The 19,448-nt window shown below is 55.6% G+C and carries 18 protein-coding genes and 1 riboswitch; of the genes, 11 read left to right on the top strand and 7 right to left on the bottom strand.

Features of this window, described 5'->3' with window-relative positions; genetic code table 11:
* Positions 1 to 57: 57 nt before the first annotated feature.
* Entirely contained in the window at positions 58 to 522 is a 465-nt protein-coding gene (gene ribH / locus IEY52_RS00565) for a 6,7-dimethyl-8-ribityllumazine synthase (protein WP_188998221.1), read from the bottom strand.
* A 33-nt stretch (positions 523 to 555) separates the two neighbouring features.
* On the opposite strand from ribH, the gene IEY52_RS00560 reads away from it, so the two are divergent.
* On the top strand, positions 556 to 900 hold the full coding sequence (locus IEY52_RS00560) for a cupin domain-containing protein (RefSeq protein WP_188998218.1): 345 nt from the start codon (positions 556 to 558) through the stop codon (positions 898 to 900).
* 207 nt (positions 901 to 1,107) lie between these two features.
* On the opposite strand, the gene IEY52_RS00555 is transcribed toward IEY52_RS00560, so the two are convergent.
* The 4 genes from IEY52_RS00555 to ribD are packed head-to-tail and all read right to left on the bottom strand — an operon-like array spanning position 1,108 to position 4,659.
* Complete coding sequence (locus IEY52_RS00555) at positions 1,108 to 1,737, bottom strand: esterase/lipase family protein (protein ID WP_188998215.1); 630 nt, start codon at positions 1,735 to 1,737, stop codon at positions 1,108 to 1,110.
* 43 nt (positions 1,738 to 1,780) lie between these two features.
* Positions 1,781 to 2,965 (bottom strand): bifunctional 3,4-dihydroxy-2-butanone-4-phosphate synthase/GTP cyclohydrolase II, encoded by a 1,185-nt coding sequence (locus IEY52_RS00550; protein ID WP_188998212.1) that lies wholly within the window; start codon positions 2,963 to 2,965, stop codon positions 1,781 to 1,783.
* Positions 2,962 to 3,588: a riboflavin synthase gene (locus IEY52_RS00545; protein WP_188998209.1), complete on the bottom strand. Its 627-nt coding sequence runs from the start codon at positions 3,586 to 3,588 to the stop codon at positions 2,962 to 2,964. The genes IEY52_RS00550 and IEY52_RS00545 overlap by 4 nt, the downstream gene beginning before the upstream one ends.
* Positions 3,589 to 4,659, bottom strand: a complete 1,071-nt coding sequence (gene ribD, locus IEY52_RS00540; protein ID WP_188998206.1) for a bifunctional diaminohydroxyphosphoribosylaminopyrimidine deaminase/5-amino-6-(5-phosphoribosylamino)uracil reductase RibD — start codon at positions 4,657 to 4,659, stop codon at positions 3,589 to 3,591.
* A 28-nt stretch (positions 4,660 to 4,687) separates the two neighbouring features.
* A riboswitch (FMN riboswitch) is annotated at positions 4,688 to 4,836 on the bottom strand.
* Positions 4,837 to 5,089: 253 nt separating this feature from the next.
* Between ribD and IEY52_RS00535 the strand changes: the two genes are divergently transcribed.
* From IEY52_RS00535 to IEY52_RS00525, 3 genes are all read left to right on the top strand, one after another.
* Entirely contained in the window at positions 5,090 to 5,437 is a 348-nt protein-coding gene (locus IEY52_RS00535; RefSeq protein ID WP_188998203.1) for a hypothetical protein, read from the top strand.
* 89 nt (positions 5,438 to 5,526) lie between these two features.
* The gene (locus tag IEY52_RS00530; RefSeq protein WP_188998200.1) at positions 5,527 to 5,991 is read left to right on the top strand and encodes a P-loop nucleotide/nucleoside kinase family protein; all 465 of its coding nucleotides are present in this window, start codon (positions 5,527 to 5,529) and stop codon (positions 5,989 to 5,991) included.
* Between the two features lie 196 nt (positions 5,992 to 6,187).
* The gene (locus tag IEY52_RS00525) at positions 6,188 to 7,732 is read left to right on the top strand and encodes a GAF and HD-GYP domain-containing protein (RefSeq protein ID WP_188998197.1); all 1,545 of its coding nucleotides are present in this window, start codon (positions 6,188 to 6,190) and stop codon (positions 7,730 to 7,732) included.
* Between the two features lie 146 nt (positions 7,733 to 7,878).
* Here the strand turns inward: IEY52_RS00525 and IEY52_RS00520 are convergent, their stop codons facing one another.
* Positions 7,879 to 10,512 (bottom strand): hypothetical protein, encoded by a 2,634-nt coding sequence (locus IEY52_RS00520; RefSeq protein ID WP_188998194.1) that lies wholly within the window; start codon positions 10,510 to 10,512, stop codon positions 7,879 to 7,881.
* 145 nt (positions 10,513 to 10,657) lie between these two features.
* Positions 10,658 to 11,224, bottom strand: a complete 567-nt coding sequence (locus IEY52_RS00515) for an ATP-grasp domain-containing protein (protein ID WP_188998190.1) — start codon at positions 11,222 to 11,224, stop codon at positions 10,658 to 10,660.
* Between the two features lie 422 nt (positions 11,225 to 11,646).
* Between IEY52_RS00515 and sufC the strand changes: the two genes are divergently transcribed.
* The 7 genes from sufC to IEY52_RS26565 all read left to right on the top strand — a co-directional run.
* Positions 11,647 to 12,402, top strand: a complete 756-nt coding sequence (sufC, locus tag IEY52_RS00510) for a Fe-S cluster assembly ATPase SufC (RefSeq protein ID WP_188998187.1) — start codon at positions 11,647 to 11,649, stop codon at positions 12,400 to 12,402.
* Positions 12,403 to 12,415: 13 nt separating this feature from the next.
* Positions 12,416 to 13,006 (top strand): NADPH-dependent FMN reductase, encoded by a 591-nt coding sequence (locus IEY52_RS00505; RefSeq protein WP_188998185.1) that lies wholly within the window; start codon positions 12,416 to 12,418, stop codon positions 13,004 to 13,006.
* A gap of 33 nt (positions 13,007 to 13,039) precedes the next feature.
* On the top strand, positions 13,040 to 14,440 hold the full coding sequence (gene sufB, locus IEY52_RS00500) for a Fe-S cluster assembly protein SufB (protein ID WP_188998182.1): 1,401 nt from the start codon (positions 13,040 to 13,042) through the stop codon (positions 14,438 to 14,440).
* A gap of 3 nt (positions 14,441 to 14,443) precedes the next feature.
* Positions 14,444 to 14,932, top strand: coding sequence for a hypothetical protein (locus tag IEY52_RS00495; protein WP_188998179.1), 489 nt, complete (start codon positions 14,444 to 14,446; stop codon positions 14,930 to 14,932).
* 38 nt (positions 14,933 to 14,970) lie between these two features.
* The gene (gene sufD, locus IEY52_RS00490) at positions 14,971 to 16,314 is read left to right on the top strand and encodes a Fe-S cluster assembly protein SufD (protein WP_188998176.1); all 1,344 of its coding nucleotides are present in this window, start codon (positions 14,971 to 14,973) and stop codon (positions 16,312 to 16,314) included.
* A gap of 497 nt (positions 16,315 to 16,811) precedes the next feature.
* Positions 16,812 to 19,109: a glycosyl hydrolase family 18 protein gene (locus tag IEY52_RS00475; protein ID WP_229684590.1), complete on the top strand. Its 2,298-nt coding sequence runs from the start codon at positions 16,812 to 16,814 to the stop codon at positions 19,107 to 19,109.
* A 137-nt stretch (positions 19,110 to 19,246) separates the two neighbouring features.
* Positions 19,247 to 19,448 (top strand): hypothetical protein (locus IEY52_RS26565; RefSeq protein ID WP_194510040.1); only part of this gene is annotated, 202 nt, incomplete at its 3' end.

Below are 19,448 nucleotides of genomic sequence, written 5' to 3'. Positions count from 1 at the left end.
TTTAAGGGCGCAGCACGCTGCGCCCTCCTGACAGAAATGGTGTTGAGGAGTGAGAAATCAGTCAATCAATTTCAACAGGTTCGCCGTTTCCACCACGGCCAGAATCGCCTCTGCACCCTTGTTGCCTGCTTTGGTGCCAGCACGTTCAATGGCCTGCTCGATGCTCTCAGTGGTCAGCACCCCGAAAGCCACAGGAACACCCGAATCCAGTGCAGCAGCAGCAATCCCAGAAGTTGCAGATCCGGCAACGTAATCATAGTGGTCGGTAGAGCCCTTGATCACGGCGCCCAGACAGACCACGGCATCAAATTTGCCGCTCTGGGCAAGCTTTTTGGCGATCAGAGGCACCTCAAAGGAACCGGGTGCAGTATATAAGGTGAGGTCTTCCTCATTGCCGCCGTGTTGTTTGAAGGCCGTCACGGCCCCCTCCACCAGACGGTCCACAATAAAATGGTTCCAGCGGGTGTTCACAATGGCAACCTTCAGACCGTTTGCAAGGAGATTCGCTTCAACTCTACGCATGTTGCACAACCTTTCGAAAGGGCAGGAGAACCCATGAATGAAAAAATCGACTTTTTGACCCTGGCGGCGCAGGCAAAAGAAGCCTACACCAACGTTTTGACCCAGCAGAACAACAACCACAGTGTGCGGATGTCGGTTTTCTCCGGCCAGTACCCCTGGCACCACCACCCTGACAGCGACGAAACCTTCATCTGCCTGCAGGGGGTGCTCACCCTGGAATTCCGGGACCGGGAGCCTGTCATCCTCACGCCAGGACAGGCTTACACCGTTCTCAAGGGCACCTCCCACAGGTCCCACGGTTCGGGGCGCACGGTGAACCTCTCCATCGGAATTGAAGGACGGGCAACGGTGATGGAACAACGCCCTCTGGTGGATTGAAATGATGGTCTGGGAGCATTGCGGGTGAGATCCCCCCGCTTCTCGCATTCGCTCGAAGGTCCCCCCGTCAGCGTTGGGGGGTTGTAGATCGTCTGGCATGGCTTCCAATTGAAGGAACCAACCATCCCCCTTCGTTAAGGGGGACAGTGCCAAACGAAGTGAGGCACAGGGGGATCTACCCTCCAGAAATCTCAAACGCACCCCCAATTAAAAATTCCTTTCTGCTGTACCCACAACCACAGGACTGCTTTGGACTTCTGGCACATCCAGAAACTCCACCACTTTTTTGATCACCTGGGGGTCTTTCATCATTGCGCCGTGCCGCCAGACCTTGACCTCATGGTTTTCGGCATTGGGGAGGATGCAGTGCTGGGGAGGCCAGATGGTGATGTCATAAGGGGTCCAGATGGTCAGGCAGGGCTTGTTTCCGAGCACATCCACATCGGTGTTCAGTTCCTTCAGGAATTCGCTGCCCACAGCCATGTCTTTCACGCCTGGAAGCGGGTAAACATGGCCCCAGATGGTGCCCTGGTGGGGGCTGGAAACCAGAACAATGCGTTTCACACGGTCCAGGCCTCCCAGCCTTTGCAGGTAGTAGCGCCCGATGATGCCTCCCATGGAGAAAGCAATCAGGTCGAAGGGTCCTTCTGGAATTTTGCTGTCGATGTAGTCTCTCAGGAATTCAGCCATTTTCTTGATGCCGTGCCTGCCATCGTTGGGCTTCAGGTCGGGCGCATAAACATGGTGCCCGTGGTGCTCCAGCACCTGGCGCATGGTTCTGAGTCCTGCGCTGGAGTCGTTGATGCCGTGGACCATCACAACGGGTTCCCGTTTCATGGCACTGATTCTGCCCCCATTGGGATTTCGCTTCTGTCATTTCTCACAGCAAGTGGTCCATTTTCTCCTTTTTGGTGTTGAGGTAATGTTCATTGAACTTGTTGCGGCCCACCTGCAGGGGCACCCGTTCCACGATTTCCAGCCCGAACCCGGACAGGGAATGCAGCTTGCGGGGGTTGTTGGTGAGCAGGCGGATGCGCTTGACCCCCAGCCCGTGCAGAATCTGTGCCCCGATGCCAAAGTCCCGCAAATCCGGGGCAAAGCCCAGTTTCTGGTTGGCTTCCACGGTGTCTGCCCCCAGGTCCTGCAGGGCATAGGCTTTGATTTTGTTCAGCAGTCCAATGCCCCGTCCTTCCTGCCGCAGGTACACCAGCACGCCGCTTCCGGCTTCTGAGATGGCTTGCAGGGCAGCGTCCCTTTGTGCTCCGCAGTCGCAGCGCAGGGAGTGCAGGCCGTCTCCGGTGAGGCATTCGCTGTGCATGCGGACCAGGGTGGGCTCTTCAGTGATTTCACCCAGCACCAGGGCCACATGCTCCTGCCCAGAGAGGGTGTCCTCAAAGCCCACGATCTGGAATTCGCCGTATTCGGTGGGCAGTTTGGCCCGGGCCTGTTCCAGCACGAAAGGTTCACGCCTGAGGCGGTACTCGATCAGGTCGGCAATGGTCCCGACTTTCAGGTTGTTTTCCTCTGCAAATTTGATCAGGTCCGGGAGGCGGCTCATCTCGCCGTCCTCGTTCATGATTTCGCAGATGACGCCAGCGGGTTTCAGGCCAGCCAGTCTGGCCAGATCCACGGCAGCTTCGGTGTGACCTGCACGCCTGAGCACCCCTCCGGGTTTGGAGATCAGCGGGAAGATGTGCCCCGGTCTTCTGAAATCCTCGCCTCTGGTGTTTTCGTCCAGCAATGCCAGGATGGTGCTGGAGCGGTCACGGGCACTGATTCCGGTGCTGTTGGAAGTGTGGTCAATGCTGACTGTAAAAGCGGTGCCGTTCGGGTCGCTGTTCTTGCTGACCATCGGCAAAAGATCCAGTCTGGAGGCCAGTTCTGGCATGATCGACACGCAGATCAGACCACAGGCTTTGTGGGCCATGAAGTTGATCATCTCGGGGGTGCCGAATTCGGCTGCGACCACCACATCCCCTTCGTTTTCGCGGTTTTCATCGTCTACAAGGACCACCGGGCGGCCCTCTTTGATGTCCTGAATCAGTTCATGAATGGGGGAGATCATTTTGCACCCCCAACCAGGGTCAGGCGTTCCAGGTATTTGGCCAGCACGTCGTATTCCAGGTTCACAAGATCTCCTGCTTTGATGCCTTTTAAACTGGTGACTTCCAGGGTGTGCGGAATGATCCACAGCGTGAATTCGTTGGTTTGCAGGTCTGCTTTGCTGCCTGCAGGACCGCCCACATCCACCACGGTCAGGCTCACCCCGTTCACGGTGATGCTGCCTTTGGGGATCAGGTAACGGGCGAATTCATCTGGAACGGACACCTTGATGGTGTAGGCTCCAGGCTGGGCTTCCACCTGCAGAATTTCTCCGACCCCATCCACATGTCCGGTCACCACATGGCCCCCGAAGCGCCCATTTGCAGGCATGGCCCGTTCCAGATTGACGGTGTCTTGCAGCTTCCAGAGGGAAGCAGTCTTGTTCACGCTTTCTTGCGAGAGTTCCACGGCAAAACTGTGGTCATCCCAGCCAACCACGGTCAGGCAGGCCCCGTTGCAGGCGATGCTTTCTCCCAGTGAGAGGTCACTCCACATCTTCTGGGGGGTCACGGTCACCTTGAGGTTTCCGTCCTGCCAGTTTGCTTCAGTCACTTTTCCAGTCTGTTCAACAATTCCAGTAAACATTCAACCCTCCACGCCCGGAATGGGATTCAGGAAGGCCCTTAACAGCACATCCTCTTCCAGATTTTCTGCATGCATTCCATGCACTTCCTGCAGACCGGACAATTCCGTCCAGATGGAACTGAGGCCCGTTCCCATGATTTTGGGGGTGATGAACACCAGCAAATCATCAATCAGGTGGGCCTTCAAAAACGCGCTGGCCAGGGTGGGGCCTCCTTCCAGAAGCAAGCTGTTGATGCCCAGGGTCCCCAGTTCCTGCAGGACTTCTCTCAGGTCTGCAGAACGGATCACCCGGATGCCTTCAGGGTAAACCTGCTGGCTCTCGGTCACCACCACGGCCCCTTCACGAAGGACCTTTGCGGTCACGGGAACCCGTCCAGAGCGGTCAAAGACCACCGGGGTGGGATCGCGGGTGTCGTCGCGGCCTTCCAGGCGGGTGGTGAGTTGCGGGTGGTCCATCAGGACCGTCCCGCTGCCCACAGCAATGGCATCTGTCTGGTTCCTCAATTCATGCACAAAACGCCGGGAGGACAAACCGGTCAGCCAGACCTGCTCCCGTTGCAGGGGGGCCATCTTGCCATCGAGTGTCTGGGCAAACTTGTAGGTCACCCTGGGCCGCCCCTGCACAATGCGCGTGCGAAATCCGGCTTGTTGCACAGTGGCCTGCTCCTGCAACACACCCACAGCCACCTGGATGCCAGCGTTCCTGAGTTTCTCCACTCCTTTGCCAGACACCAGCGGATTGGGATCCAGTGCGGCCACCACCACCCGCCTGACGCCCGCTTCAATCAGGGCATCGGCGCAGGGTGGGGTGCGGCCATGGTGTGAACACGGCTCCAGCGTCACGTAAACGGTGCTGCCACGGGCAAGATCTCCGGCATCCTTTAAAGCAAACACTTCAGCGTGGGGTTCTCCAGCTTTCGGATGAAATCCCCGACCCACCACCCGTCCGTGGTGGTAAATCACGCAGCCCACCGGAGGGTTGGGGCTGGTGCGACCCAGTGCCCGTGCAGCAAGCGATAACGCCTCCTGCATCAGGTGGGTGTCCTGCTCTGTTCTGTCTTGATACAACATAACCTTCCCAGCATGCGGGGGCATGTGGGATCTCCTTCTCTCATCCGGACTGTCACCGTCGGCGCTGGATTTTCACCAGGCTCGGGCCGCGCGATGTGGATTGCACGGCTTCGCAGGCTGCAGGTTTTTCAACCTTTCACTGCCGGTGGGGAATTGCACCCCGCCCCGAAGGATGGCTGCAGTTTACCTGAAAGGTCAGCTTTTGGTGAAGCGATCCATCTCACTTTTCCAGAATTTGTACAGCAAGCAGGTCTAGATCTGGACGATTTTCAGGTAACCCTGGTGATGCGATCGTTGTACAAGACGAGCAAATCCTTAAGGACTGTCATTGCAAGCCGTACCCTATAATCTGGATGTGTCTGGTGACTCCAAATGGAAACTGTATCTTGATGTGCTGATTGCGCTGCTGGCTGCCCTGGTTTTTCTATGCGTGCTTTATGTGCTGCTGGATGTGTCTGAATACAGCCATTCATTTTATGGTCTGACAGGCAAAATTCTGCTGTTCCTCTTGGCAATTTACCGAATCTGGTGGTCTTTTGGCAATCTCAAGAAACGCTTGCAGGGAGAGGATAAAAAAGAAAAGCCCTCTGGAAAAATGAGCCCAGGATTTTTGACTTTTTTGATTGCTTTCGTGCAGGGAATATTTGTTTTTCAGTTTTTGATTCTGTCTGAACCCCCAGGTGTGGTTGTGTTGCTCAAAACAATGCTGATCCTGGCATCTGTGGGATTGTGGGTGTTCTGGTTTGTGATGCACAAGAGGCTGAAAGACCCTCGGTAGGAGAACGGGAAGGTGTCACAAACGATCAAAGGTCCGAGAATGCTCAGACCTTGCCACAGGTCTGCTGGTCCTTTAGATATGCTCTTGTCATGCAGCCCACTTTTTACCTGATGTGTGGCCTTCCCGGAGCAGGCAAGACCACTTGTGCCAGAGAGATCGAGCAGGAGGCTCCAGCTTTGCGCCTCACCACCGACGAGTGGATGCTGCCTCTTTTTGGAGAGCAGCACAGCACCCCGGACCTGCTGAAAGCCAGAGACACCATGGAAGCCCTGCTGCTGGATCTGGCTGTCAAAGCCCTCAAACTGGGTGTGAATGTGGTGCTGGATTACGGCGTGTGGTCCAGGGCAGAACGTGAGGATTTCAGGAGCAGGGCACGGGAAGCTGGAGCCAGCACCTGCCTGATTTATCTGGATGTGCCCCTCGAAGAACTGAAAGCCAGAGTGGCAGCCAGAAACCACAACCTGCAGGGCAGTTATCCCATCACGGCTGCAGAAATGGATTTGTGGGCCACCTGGTTTGAAAACCCAGATCCAGAAGAACTCATCCCGGATTGAAGTGTGCCCGGTGTTTCTGAGACTTCTTTGGGGGTACACTCAGGAAACACACCTGCAAATCCTGCGCTGGATGTTCAGATTTGATGACCCTTTGAACCCGGCACAGACAGGCTCTTTTTAAACAAGTGGTCAGGGCTTTTTCGGTACACTGTGACCCAGAAAAAAGTCACCCAGCAAAAGAAGGAGAGGGAAGAGTGTGAAGCTGTCAGATCCAGTGGTGCTTGGTGCAGATGGCACGGTGTTGCAGGCACCCGCAGACTGGTCTTTTCCTCCAGACCTCCAGACCCTGGTGCAAAACTTTCAAGCAGGGCAGGAATTGCAGGCCTTTCTGGGAAGCTGGCGCATCTACCGGCTCTTTGATGGCTCGGTGCTGGTGGTGCGGGACCAGCAACTGCAAGACCACTGGAACCAGTTTTTGCAGGACCTCTCCCAGCACACCAGCGAGCATGAAATTCTGCAGTGCACCCAGAAATTCCTGCAGGAAAAATTGGGTTTCACAGTGCTGGATTCCCCCAATTCTGCCAGCCGCACGTTTTCGGTGAGGCTGGACGACCAGCGCAAAAAGAGCTGGGAACTGCAGGGAGAGCACTGGGATGTGCTGCCCGAACTTGCAACCCACCTGCAAAAAGCCCTGGAACGCCAGCATGTGTTCCAGCGTTACCTCAATGCCCTGCATTACTTTCAGGAATTGCAGGTCAGCATCACCGACCATCTGGAGTGGCAGGACACCCTCAAACTGGTGCTGTATTACACCCGTGAAGCGCTGCAGGCAGATGCAGCCATTTTCTTCATGTGGGACGAGGCCACCCAGACCCTGGAACTCATCGACACCATCGGGCACCTCACCCCCACCGATTACGGATACCGCATTGGGCGCAATGAAGGATTGGCCGGGGTGGTGCTTTCCCGGATGAAAACCCAGGTGATCCCCAACATCAACCCCGAGGATTTCCCACCTGATTCCCGTGAATTTCTGCTGCGAGAAGGCTTCAAAAGCTATGTGGGTACGCCCCTGATCGTCAAAGGGGAACTGCTCGGAATTCTGGAGGTGTTCCAGCGGGACACCCTGAAACCCAACGCCTGGTGGCTGTCCTTCTTTGAACTGCTGGCCTCCCATCTGGCCATTTCGGTGTACCAGCAGGCCCTGATGCGCGAACTGCGGCACACCAACCAGCAACTGATCCGCACCTACGACGCCACCCTGGAAGGCTGGGTGCGTGCGTTGGATTTGCGGGACCGCGAAACCGAGGGGCACTCCAAACGGGTGATGGAAAGCAGCCTCAGGCTGGCAAAACACATGGGCCTTTCCGGGCAGGCTCTGGAGCACATTCGCAGGGGTGCCTTGCTGCACGACATCGGCAAACTGGGCATCCCCGATGAAATCCTGCATAAACCTGGCAAACTCACCACCCATGAATACGAGGTGATCAAGCAGCACCCGGTCTGGGCACGCAACATGCTCAGGGACATCGAATACCTGCAGCGGGACCTGGACATCCCCTACCACCACCACGAAAAGTGGGACGGAACAGGGTACCCTCTGGGCCTCAAAGGGGAACAGATTCCTCTCTCTGCAAGGATTTTTTCGGTGGTGGATGTGTGGGACGCCATGACCAGTGACCGCCCCTACCGCAAAGGGCTTCCTGAAGCAGAAGTGCTGTCCTACATCCAGGAACAATCAGGCACACACTTTGATCCCCAGGTGGTCCAGGCTTTTGCAGAGCTGATGGGGGAAGTGTAGCAGCAAAAAGCCGTCAGGTGTCAGCCATCAGCACAAAGTGCTGCGGGAAGGCAACTTCACATCCAGCACACCAGAGGTGAGCAAGTTCTCGGGCAAATTGAAAACACCCCTCCTGGTTGACCAGGAAGGGTGTTGAAGGAACACCATCAATACTTGCTGGTGGTGGTTCGGCTGTCCGGGGTGAGGGTGTAGATCAGGTTGCCATACCTGTGGGTCACGGTATATAGAAAAGGCCCACTGGACACGGCTGCACCCGTGATGGTCAGGTCGGGGTTGTTGCAGTGTCTGGTGTGGTAAAGGGCTTCCTTGGTGGCATCTCCATAGAACTCAGATGCCGCAGGATATCCGGTATCGTGCTCACTGTTCCAGATTCTGGTTGCAGAATACAGATCAAGGCTGCACCAAAAAGCCAAGGTTTCTGGTGTGCGGGGGGTGGGATCAGGAGATACACCTGACTCAGAGACGGTAAAAACCTGACTGCCATAGGTGTGCTTCACGGTGTACTGAAAAGAACCGCTGGTAACCGCATCTCCAGAAATCACCATCAATGGAGTGTTGCAGGCCAGGGTGCCATAATGAATGGCTTTGGTTTCATCTCCATACAGATCAGATGCCGCTGGATACCCTGTGTCATGTCCTGGTTCATTGACTTGCCAGATGATTGCAGCGCTGTGCAGTCGGTAAGCACAGGAGACAGCCTGAGCATTGAATGCCCCAGGGTCTGGATCAAATCCCCCCTCGGTGACTGCATAGGTTCGGTTTCCCTGGCTGTGTCTCACGGTGTACCTGAAGGTTTCGGAGGTTCCAGCGGGCCCGATGATGGTCAAACTGGGATTGTTGCAAATGGCCGTTTGATGTTCTGCTTCTTTGGTAGGAGTGCCGTACAGTGCTGAAGCTGGAAGATAGCCAGCAGCATTGGGATCATTGACGTAAGTAACAATGGCAGCCATGCGCAGTTGTCTGGCGCACACCATGGCAACAGTGTTGCCCGCCTGATACGCAGGATTGGCTTCCACTTCTGCCCAGAAACAGCGGCTGGCATTGTTTGCCCGGTTGGTTGCCCCCTGACAGGTGCCTGATCCTCCTGCTGGATTGACTTCCTTGATGTTGCTGTAAACCAGATCCGGGTTCAGCCGTGTTTGAAAGTAGCCCAGGGGATTGTTGCTGGGTTCAAACTGGACAGAAGCACTGTTTGCAGGGTATTCGCTGCTTCCATACAAAGTGCTCCCAGAACTCCAGCCATAAAGCGTGTTGGCGGCACAGGTGACTTCAACCTGAATGGCTTTGTATGCGTTGTACCCAGACCCGGTGGGATCATTGGTGGACAGGCTCAGTGTCTGAAGATAAGTGTCCACCACAGGTCGTCCCGTGAGGGGTTCTGCTGGACATGGCGCACTGACGGTAAAAGTACGGGATGTTCCTGGGGCCATCAGGTCAGGTTGCCCACCATCGTCTATGACCAGGTCATGGTCCAGGTTCCATTGGTAGGTCAGGGTCTGGGCGCCTGTGTTTTTCAAAACGAAAGTGGTGGTGCCTCTTTTTTCCAGAATGAGAGGATCCCGGCTGCTGACTGTTCGGAGTTTGATGCTGTCTACCGATGGTCCAGACAGTTTGGGACTGGGCAGGGTGGCAGGGCTCTGGGTGGCCGCTGGCATGATGTGATCCACCTGTTTTTCGCTCTGGTACACCTGCGCGGTTTTGCTGGTGCAATTGGCAGCGTTGAAACCTGAAGGACTGCCCAGGTTCCAGCCAGAGGCATCTCGAACACCGCTGAGGCTGGTGGGATTGTTGCTGCCATCCACTGAAGCCTGGGCGAGACGCAGGTTGGTGAAGTTCCAGTTCAGGACAAAGTCCTTGCGGGTGTTCAGCCAGCTGTAGAAAGCGGTGGTCCCTGCGGAAAGCGTGGTGCCTCTGGACGTGTCATAGGGATTTTCATAAAACAACTCGTTGCGCAGCACAAAACGGTGTTCTGCGTCTGGGGTGCTGGTGAAACCCCGCACCGGGACCGTGTAATACCTGGGATTCTCTGCCGGAAAGTAGGTGTCATTCGCGTAAGACTCCATTGGAGTAACCTTGATCACCATCTCCTGATAAGGCATGCTGACTTTAAACCACTTCTGTGGACTGCTGCCCTGACCCTGGTAATTTGCAAGCACCATTTCATTTTTATAGGTGATGTTGCCTTTCAGATACGCCTCGACCAGCAGCCTCTGGCTGGGAAGGAATGTGTTGTTCCTGAAAGAGCCCCACGATTTTCCACTGTTGATCTGGCTGCTGACCACGCCAGTGCCAGAGATGGTTCTGAAGGCATTGGCGTTGTTGTTGACCACCAGTTCAAATTTCTGGGTGGCTGCACGGTACACCAGTCCTTCCATGACCTGGGTGTCAATGTACACCTGGGTGGCGCTTCCACCGCCTTCAGGGGTTCCCGTCAGGGGCAGGATGGGACGGAAGGTGTAGAAGTAGAAAAAAGGCAGGGCCTGGGTGGTTTTTCCACTGTTGTTGATGGCATAAGGCAGCAATTTGATGTCACTGGTACTGGGGAGCAGGGTGGCGTAACTGTGGTAATTCAGAGGTGCAGACCCATCGTTTGTGACGAAGCTTCGGGTCCAGCCAGAGCCGTTGATGGTGTAGGGGCTGCAGGTGGGGGGAACCCAGAGCTTTTCAACAGCAGCCTCAGAACCCTCAGGGGTGGAGGGTGTGTGGGGTTGAGGAAAGAGCATCCCACAGGAAGCAAGCCCCACAGTGCCCAGCAGCAGAAAAGATTTGATGTTTTGCATCAGATTTGATACCTCATGGTGTGAGTGACAGGCTGAGAAACAAAATAAACGGGCCATTGAGCAAGGGTCAATTCAATGAGACCTCCTCATTTATCATATGAGAATTTCAATCAGAAAGTGAAAGGTCCAGAAGCCCTTTTGAAGCTCAAAGAGGGTTTTGAATGGGAAAACAGGCATGTTCCAGACACAGGCTGACGGCCCCAGGATCACACCCGTTTAAACCCGCCCCCCAGGTGGGGTTCAATTCAATCAATGCCCAGCCCCTCTCTGGAATGAAGCCGAAATCTGCAGTGCAGGTTTCGGGAAGTTGATGCTCCCACAGAAAAGGCTGAATGCTTTCCTGAAAATCTTCCAGAGATCCCTCGCCTTCATAAATGGCACAGGTCATCAGGCGGCCCTGCAGCACAAAGACCCGTGCCTCGGCCAAAAAAGACACCACTTCTGAACACATCAGCTGGGTGTCAGGCTCCAATCCTGTGCACTCCTGTTTCAGATCCGCAAGGGTTTGAAAAACCCCAGAACGGAACAGTTTGGGCACTGCAGATTTTGCAAAAAGGGGAAAATCCGTAGGCTGGAGGTCCCTGATGGTGTTGCTCCAGACTTTGCGTTTCAGCCACCTGGAATCCACACGAACCAGAAAATCTTCAGCAGGGGAGACCAGTTGCAAATTCAGCAACTGGGCCAGCACCAGACAGTAAAGTGTCATTGCCATAAAGCCTTACAGTGCTGCAGTCCAGAACTGGAGGCTCCCAGAATTTTCCCAGGGCAAGCACTGTTTTTCCCTGTTCTTCCCAGGCCTCTGCCACCTTTCCCCGTTCTTCATCGGGTTTTTCTGGAATGAGCAGGACCAGCGGGCCTGCCCTTTTGTACATCACATCGTTCATCTGTGCTGCAATTTTACAGCCTCATACCTGTCTCCACACCAGTACCGCCCCGATGTTTCTCATGGTGCCAACAGGACATTTTTCGCTCCAGAAAGGGTCTAGAATCTACAGTAAATCACTCGACTTTAAGTGATTTGGCGGCTACAATGGACTCTGGAAATAGGAATGACTCGCAATAAGCAGCATCCTGGCAGACCCAGAAATCCCACAAGAACCAATTGTGGGATGGAAAAAATGGAGGCACCACCACATGACCCATCAACTCGAAATCCGTGACTTGCACGTTTCTGTCGGAGACAAGAAAATCCTGAATGGCGTGAGCCTGGTTGTTCCCAAAGGTGAGTTGCACGCCATCATGGGACCCAACGGCAACGGCAAGAGCACCCTTGCCAAAGTGCTGATCGGTGACCCCGAGTACACGGTTGAATCTGGCGAAATCCTGCTGGACGGCGAAAACATCCTGGAAATGGAACCCGACGAGCGTGCCCGCAAAGGCCTGTTCCTGGCGTTCCAGTACCCTGTGGAAATTCCTGGCGTGACCATCGCCAACTTTCTGCGTCTGGCCATGCAGGCCCGCAAAGCCGAAGGGGAAGAAGTGGGCTTCATGGAGTTCTACCAGAAGCTGACCCACGCCCTCGAAGTGCTGGAATGGCCCGAGAGCGTCGTGGAGCGTTACCTGAACGCTGGTTTCTCCGGCGGTGAAAAGAAACGCAACGAAATCCTGCAAATGCTGATGCTGGACCCCGAGTACATCATCATGGATGAAACCGACTCCGGTCTGGACGTGGACGCCCTCAAAATCGTTTCCAAAGGTGTGAACAGCCTGCGTGGCCCGGGTCTTGGTGGCATCATCATCACCCACTACCAGCGTCTGCTCGATTACATCGTGCCTGACAAAGTTCACGTGATTGTGGATGGCCGCGTTGTGGAGTCCGGTGGCCCTGAGCTTGCCAAGAAGCTTGACACCGAAGGCTACGACTGGGTCAAAGAACTCGCCAACGCCTGAGTGTGGCTGTGACATGGCAAGGGTGATCCTCATCTCCACCAGTCTTGATCCAGAGAGCAAAGGCAAAATGCTGGCCCAGTGGATGCAGCAGCATGCCTCTGACACCCTGGATTTTGAATGGCTGGATTATGGGGACCACCTTCTGCCCGATTTCGACAACGACCAGATTTTCAACCACCCGAACACGCGGTTATGGAGAGAGAAAATTCTGGGGGCCGAGGGGATCATCCTGATGTTTCCGGTGTACAACTGGAGCATCTGTGCCAACCTCAAGAAACTGATCGAAACGGTGGGCACCCATTATCCAGAGTTGGGACGCACTGCGGTCTGGTTTGACAGGATCATCACCTTTGTGAGCATCGGAGGACTGCACCACAGTTACATGTCCTATTCTTCTGCGGCAATGTCCCTCATGCTGGACTTCAAGTGCATCATCAACCCGTACATGGTGTATGCCAGAAGTGCGGACATCGAGCACGGAGAGATTCTGGACACCGCTGGAGGCCATGAGCTGAAAGCCCGCATCTTGAGAACCCTGACCGTGAAAAAAGAACTGCTGGAGTGTCTGGCCAACCGGACGTACCAGTCCACGTGGGAAGTCTAGTGTTCAAGACCCGGCCCACACAGGAGGACAGAAATGTCTGAAGAAATTGCAAGCATCAACAACGCCTACGAGTTCGGCTGGTCCAACCCCGAGCGCTACTCTGTCAAAGCGCCCAAAGGCCTGAGCCGCGAAGTCGTGGAAATGATCTCCAGAACCAAAAATGAACCCGAGTGGATGCTCGAATTCCGTTTGAAAGCCCTGGACATCTATTACTCCAAGCCCATGCCCACCTGGGGCGCCGACCTCTCTGGCCTGGACCTCGACGAAATCTACTACTACATCAAGCCCGAGGGCGTCAATGCCAGAAGCTGGGACGATGTGCCCGATGATGTCAAGCAAACCTTCGAGCGTCTGGGCATCCCCGAAGCCGAGCGTGCTGCTCTGGCCGGTGTGGGTGCACAGTACGAATCCGAGATGGTCTACCACAACCTCAAAGAGGAGTGGGAAAAACTGGGCGTGCTGTTTCTCTCCATTGAAGACGGCCTGAAAGAGCATCCTGAGATGTTCCGTGAATACTTTGCCACGGTCATTCCCCCCGAAGACAACAAATTCGCTGCCCTGAACAGCGCTGTGTGGTCCGGTGGTTCATTCGTTTACATCCCCAAAGGCGTGAAGGTGGACATCCCCCTGCAGACCTACTTCCGCATCAATGCAGAGAGCGCTGGACAGTTTGAGCGTACCCTGATCATCTGCGAGGAAGGCTCACAGGCCCACTACATCGAAGGCTGCACCGCTCCCAGTTACAGCCGCGACAGCTTTCACTCTGGTGTGATTGAAATTGTGGTCCGTCCTGGAGCGCGTTTCCGTTACTCCACCATCCAGAACTGGAGCCACAACGTTTACAACCTGGTGACCCAGCGTGCCTCTGTCTACAAAGACGGCGTGATGGAATGGGTGGACGGCAACCTCGGATCCAAAGTCACCATGAAGTACCCTGCCTGTTACCTGCTTGAAGAAGGTGCCCGTGGTGAAGTGCTCTCCATCGCCATGGCGGGCCGCGGTCAGCATCAGGATGCCGGAGCAAAGATCGTGCACTTTGCGCCCAACACCTCCGGGACCATCATCTCCAAGTCCATCTCCAAGGACTCTGGCCGTTCCAGCTACCGTGGACTGGTCAAAATCTACGAAGGTGCCCACGGCAGCAAGTCCAACGTGGAGTGCGATGCCCTGCTGCTGGACGATGAGGCCCGCACCGACACCTACCCCTACATCGAAATTCAGGAAAAAGACGCCTCTGTGGGCCACGAAGCCACCGTTTCCAAGATCAACGATGATCAGATCCTGTACCTGCAGTCCCGTGGCCTCTCTGAAGACGAAGCTGCTGGCCTGATTGTGCGCGGATTCATCGAGCCCGTTGCCAAGGAACTGCCTCTGGAATACGCAGTGGAACTGAACCGCCTGATCGAGCTGGAAATGGAAGGATCTGTCGGTTAAAGCATGAAGCACCCCTGGACTGCACTCCTGCTCTGTCTGGTGTTCTCTGGCTGTGCGCCAGCCACCGTGCTTCAGGCAACCCCCATTGCTCTGCAACAGGAGCTGAAAAAACCCGTGGTGGTGGATGCATTTGTGATGGGTGAATTCTCCGGTGCGCTGGGAGGCCGTTTCAAGGACCTCCTGGCCACCGAACTGGAAACCCGCCGCTTTAGACTGCTTTGGGATCCAGCCAAAACCGATGGAGACCATTTGCTGGTGGCAAATGTGGAAAGCCGCGAGGGCGGCAAGCCCTCCGATCCACAGCTGATTTCCCAGGTGACCTTGCGGGTGATTGAACGCCAGTCCGGTGACACCCTCTGGCGTTACACCTACCAGCGCAACTTCTTCTCTGGAAGCACAGACCAGCAAACGGCCAGAGAACTGGCGGGTGCGCTGCTGAGAAGTTTTGTGCCCAGGGCTGAAATTGTGAATCCTTCCCCTGTGAAACTGTAGTGTCTGTTTGTGCAGTCCCCTGAATTTCGAGGAGAACAATGACCCAGATTTTGAACCGCACCGGTGAGCCAGAGTGGCTTGCCCAGAAAAGAGTGGAGGCATTTGGCCTCTATGAAACCCTGCCTGTCCCCAACCGCAAGGTGGAGGCCTGGAAATACACCGATGTGTCTTACATCGACCTTCCCAGCCTGAAACCGGCCCAGGTTGTTCAACCTGTCAGCAGCGCTGAAGAATTGCCTGAACTGGTGAAAGCCCGTCTGGCCAGCACCGACGTGGCGGGTTACCTGGTGTTCAACGGTCCTGATGTGGTCTACAAGCACGTTCCCGAGGAACTGGCTGCCAAGGGTGTGGTCTTCACCGACCTGAAGAGTGCCCTGCAGACCCATCCTGATCTGGTGCGCAAGTACCTGTACAGCATTGTGCCTGCTGAAGTGCCAGACGACACCACCATTGCTGCCCCGGGCACCACCCCCAGCAAATCCCCGGATCCTTCTGAAGGCAAATTCAGCGCCCTGAATGCTGCAGTCTGGACCAACGGTGCCTTTGTGTACGTGCCCCGTGGCGTGGAAGTGGACCTCCCCCTGGGTTCCTTCCGTGTGATGGAGGAGAGTGGAGCCTACACCGCCACCCGCACCCTGGTTGTTGCAGAAGCCAACTCCAAAGTGACCTTCATTGACGAGCAGGACAGCCATGAACTGTCTGATGCCTACGCTTTCGGGGCTGTGGAACTGATCGTGCGCGATGGAGCCAACCTGCGTTACGTCAGCGTGCAGAACTGGGGCAGAGGTGTAACCCACATCCAGCGCCAGCGTGGTGATGTGGACCGTGACGCCACCCTCAACAGCCTGGTGGTCACCATGGGTGCAGACCTTTCCCGCACCGAAATGCAGTCTTACCTGCGGGGCAGCGGGTCCAGCAGTGAAATGCTGGGTCTGTACTTTGCCAGTGAAGACCAGCACTTTGACCACTACACCTTGCAGCATCATGCTGCTCCCCACGCCCACTCTGACCTGCTCTACAAGGCCGTGAACAGCCATGAATCCAGAGGCGTGTTCTCTGGCATGATCAAGGTGGATCTGGGGGCCCAGAAGACCGATGCTTACCAGAAGCACCGCACCCTGATGCTGTCCAGCGAAGCCCGCAACGACAGCATTCCCCAGCTGGAAATCAACGCCAACGATGTGCGCTGCTCCCACGGTTCCACCACCGGACCTGTGGACCATGAGCAACTGTTCTACCTGCTGTCTCGCGGCATTCCCCGTGCCAGTGCAGAGAAGATGCTGGTGACGGCATTTCTGGAGGATGTGCTGTCCAGGCTCCCTCTGGAGAACGTGGTCAAGTACATCGAGGGCATCATTGCTGAAAAAGTCGGCGCAGTCTAAACGCCTTCACTGCAATTCACCACAAAACACCACAAAAATCCTCAGGTCAGCTTCGGCTGGCCTTTTGTGTTGTGCTCCTGAGGGGGCAGCCTTCTGGATGAGAGGTATGGTGTTTCGCTGAGAAGTGAAATGAGAGGCTGGGTTGTAAAGCAATTGTAAATGTTGGACCGATGGCATTTTGATCAATTTGCGCATTTGACTGGGACCACTTGATGTGGTGGTGCTGAAGTGGTGTGGGTGGATAGGACCAGATGCGGAATTGGTATGCAAGTGGTAACATAATACCACCCTGCAGGAAAACCTGTACCAGTCGAGAAATCTATTTTCTACTCGATATTTACATGTAAAGTTGAGAAATTGATCACACATATACCGGTAAAATTTGTCTATACAAAATTGGAATTGGTAATAAAGTGGTTGGGTATAGTTTGGTTACACAAACCCATCAACTTGTTTGCTCATGTGTGCGGGATCCGCACGCTAGGAGGTTTTTTACTGTGAAGAAGTCATTGCTCATCACTGGTCTTCTGGTCATGGGAGCCGTCACCTTTGTGGCCTGCTCCAGCGAAACCACCCCCCTCGCCCAGACTGCAAAAGTCACCCAGCAGGCCACGGGATTGACTGCCGTCTTCACCACCAGCAGTGCCTGGGACAGTGGATTCAACGGGGTGATCACCCTCACCAACAACACCGCTGCAGCGGTCACCAACTGGACCCTCAACTTTAAATTCAACGGCACGGCCAACATCTCTGGTGCGCCCTGGGGAGCAGGCGGCAGTGCCACCAAAAATGCAGACGGCTCTTACACCATCCTGCCCAACACCTGGGGTGGCGGAAACATTCCCGCAGGCGGCAGCGTCACTGTGTCCTACGGCGGCACCGGAGTGTTCAGCGGCGTGAACACCTGCACCATCAACGGTGCAAGCTGTGCAGGCGGTTCCAGTGACACCACTGCTCCCACCTCCTCCATCACTGCCTCCCCCACCAACCTGACGGCTGCAGGCAATGTGAACCTCTCTGCGACTGCAACGGACAACGTGGGGGTGACCAAAGTGGAGTTCTACCGGGGCACCACCCTGATTGCCACCGACACCACTGCCCCTTACAGCTACGCTGACGCTTTCGGCAGCAGCAGCCAGAACGGCACCTACAGCTACACTGCAAAAGCCTTTGATGCCGCTGGCAACACCAAAACCAGCACCGCCGCCAGCGTGACGGTCAACATTGCAGGTTCTGGTGACACCATCGCTCCCACCGTGAGCCTGGCTGCCAGTCCCACCAACCTGACTGCTGCAGGCAACGTGAACCTGACCGCCACAGCTTCTGACAATGTGGGCGTGTCCAAAGTGGAGTTCTACCGGGGCACCACCCTGCTGGGCACCGACACCACCGCACCCTACACCTATGCCCATGCTTACAGCAACAGCAGCCAGAACGGCAGCTACAGCTACACGGCCAAAGCGTTTGATGCTGCGGGCAACAACAAAACCAGCACTGCTGTCAATGTCACTGTCAACATCCCTGTGCAGCCTGGTGGAAACTACCGTCGAGTCGCCTACTTCTCCCAGTGGGGCATCTATGGCCGTGGTTACAAGGTCCAGAACATCGAAACCAGCGGCACGGCTTCCACCCTCACCCACATCAACTACGCTTTCGGAAATGTGTACGCTCAGCCAGATGGAACCTACAAGTGCGGAATCATCACCCGTGCAGAGAGCGGCAACCAGGACGGTGGCGACGCCTTCGCTGATTACCAGAAGGGCTTTGCTGCAGCCGAATCTGTAGACGGCGTTGCCGACGTGTGGGACCAGAAACTCAAGGGCAACTTCAACCAGCTGAAGAAACTCAAGGCCAAGTACCCCAACCTGAAAGTGCTGATCTCCCTGGGTGGCTGGACCTGGAGCAAGTGGTTCTCCAACGCTTCCTCCACCGATGCCCTGCGCAAAACCCTGGTTTCCAGCTGCATTGACATCTACATCAAAGGCAACCTGCCCGTGGATTCTGGCTCTGCCACCGGTGGAGCAGGTGTGGGCGCAGGTGTCTTCGACGGCATCGACATCGACTGGGAATACCCCGGTGGCGGCGGTCTGCCCACCAACACCGCCAGTGCTGCCGATAAGCAGAACTTCACCCTGCTGCTCAAAGAGTTCCGCACCCAGCTCAATGCCCTCTCTGCAACCACGGGCAAGCCTTACCAGCTCACCATCGCTGCCCCCGGTGGTGCAGACAAGGTCGCCAACCAGGAACCCGCCCTCTACAAGGACTACCTGGACTTCATCAACATCATGACCTACGACTTCCGTGGAGCCTGGGACGCCACCGGACCCACCAACTTCCACAGCAACCTCTACACCGATCCCAACGGTCCTGGCACCGCCCCCTCCAAGAACTACAGTGTGGACAACATCGTCACAACCTTCCTGAACGCTGGTGTGCCTGCCAACAAACTGGTCGTGGGCATCCCCTTCTACGGACGTGGCTGGACCGGCGTGCCCAACGTCAACAACGGTCTGTACCAGAGCGCCTCTGGAGCTGCCCCCGGCACCTATGAAGCTGGCATCGAAGACTACAAAGTGCTGAAGAACTTCGCTGGTACCAAGTTCCGCAACGCTGTCACCAAGCAGATGTGGGTGTACAACGGCAGCACCTTCTGGAGCTACGACGACGAGCAGGTCATTGCAGACAAGGCCGCGTACATCAAGGCCAAAGGACTGGGCGGCAGCATGGTCTGGTCCCTGGATGGTGACGACAGCACCGCAACCCTCGCCAAAGCCATCTACAACAACCTCAAATAACCTACACAGCTTTTAAGCTACACAGTCTCCACTGTCAGGGTGAGTCTCTCACCTCATCCTGACGGTTTTTTATTGTTCTCTGATGTCGCATTTTTTAAAGGGTCAGAACCTGAAGACCCCACCGAAAGGAGTGAACCATGCCAAAACTTCTGAAGTCAAAGCACCTCAAACAGATTGGACTGAGACAGATTGGACTGAGACAGATTGGAATCTTGCTGCTCACCGCTTCTCTGGCTGCCTGCAGCCAGACCGATGTTCAGGGGCTTTCCCAGACCTCCCAGGTCAGCCAGCAGGCAGCGATTCTGTCTGCAGCCTTCACCACCAGCAGCACCTGGGACG

This window comes from Deinococcus roseus, assembly GCF_014646895.1.
Classification (GTDB): domain Bacteria; phylum Deinococcota; class Deinococci; order Deinococcales; family Deinococcaceae; genus Deinococcus_C; species Deinococcus_C roseus.
Note: the sequence above shows the minus strand (reverse complement) of the source record. Positions and strands in the feature narration are given on the sequence as shown.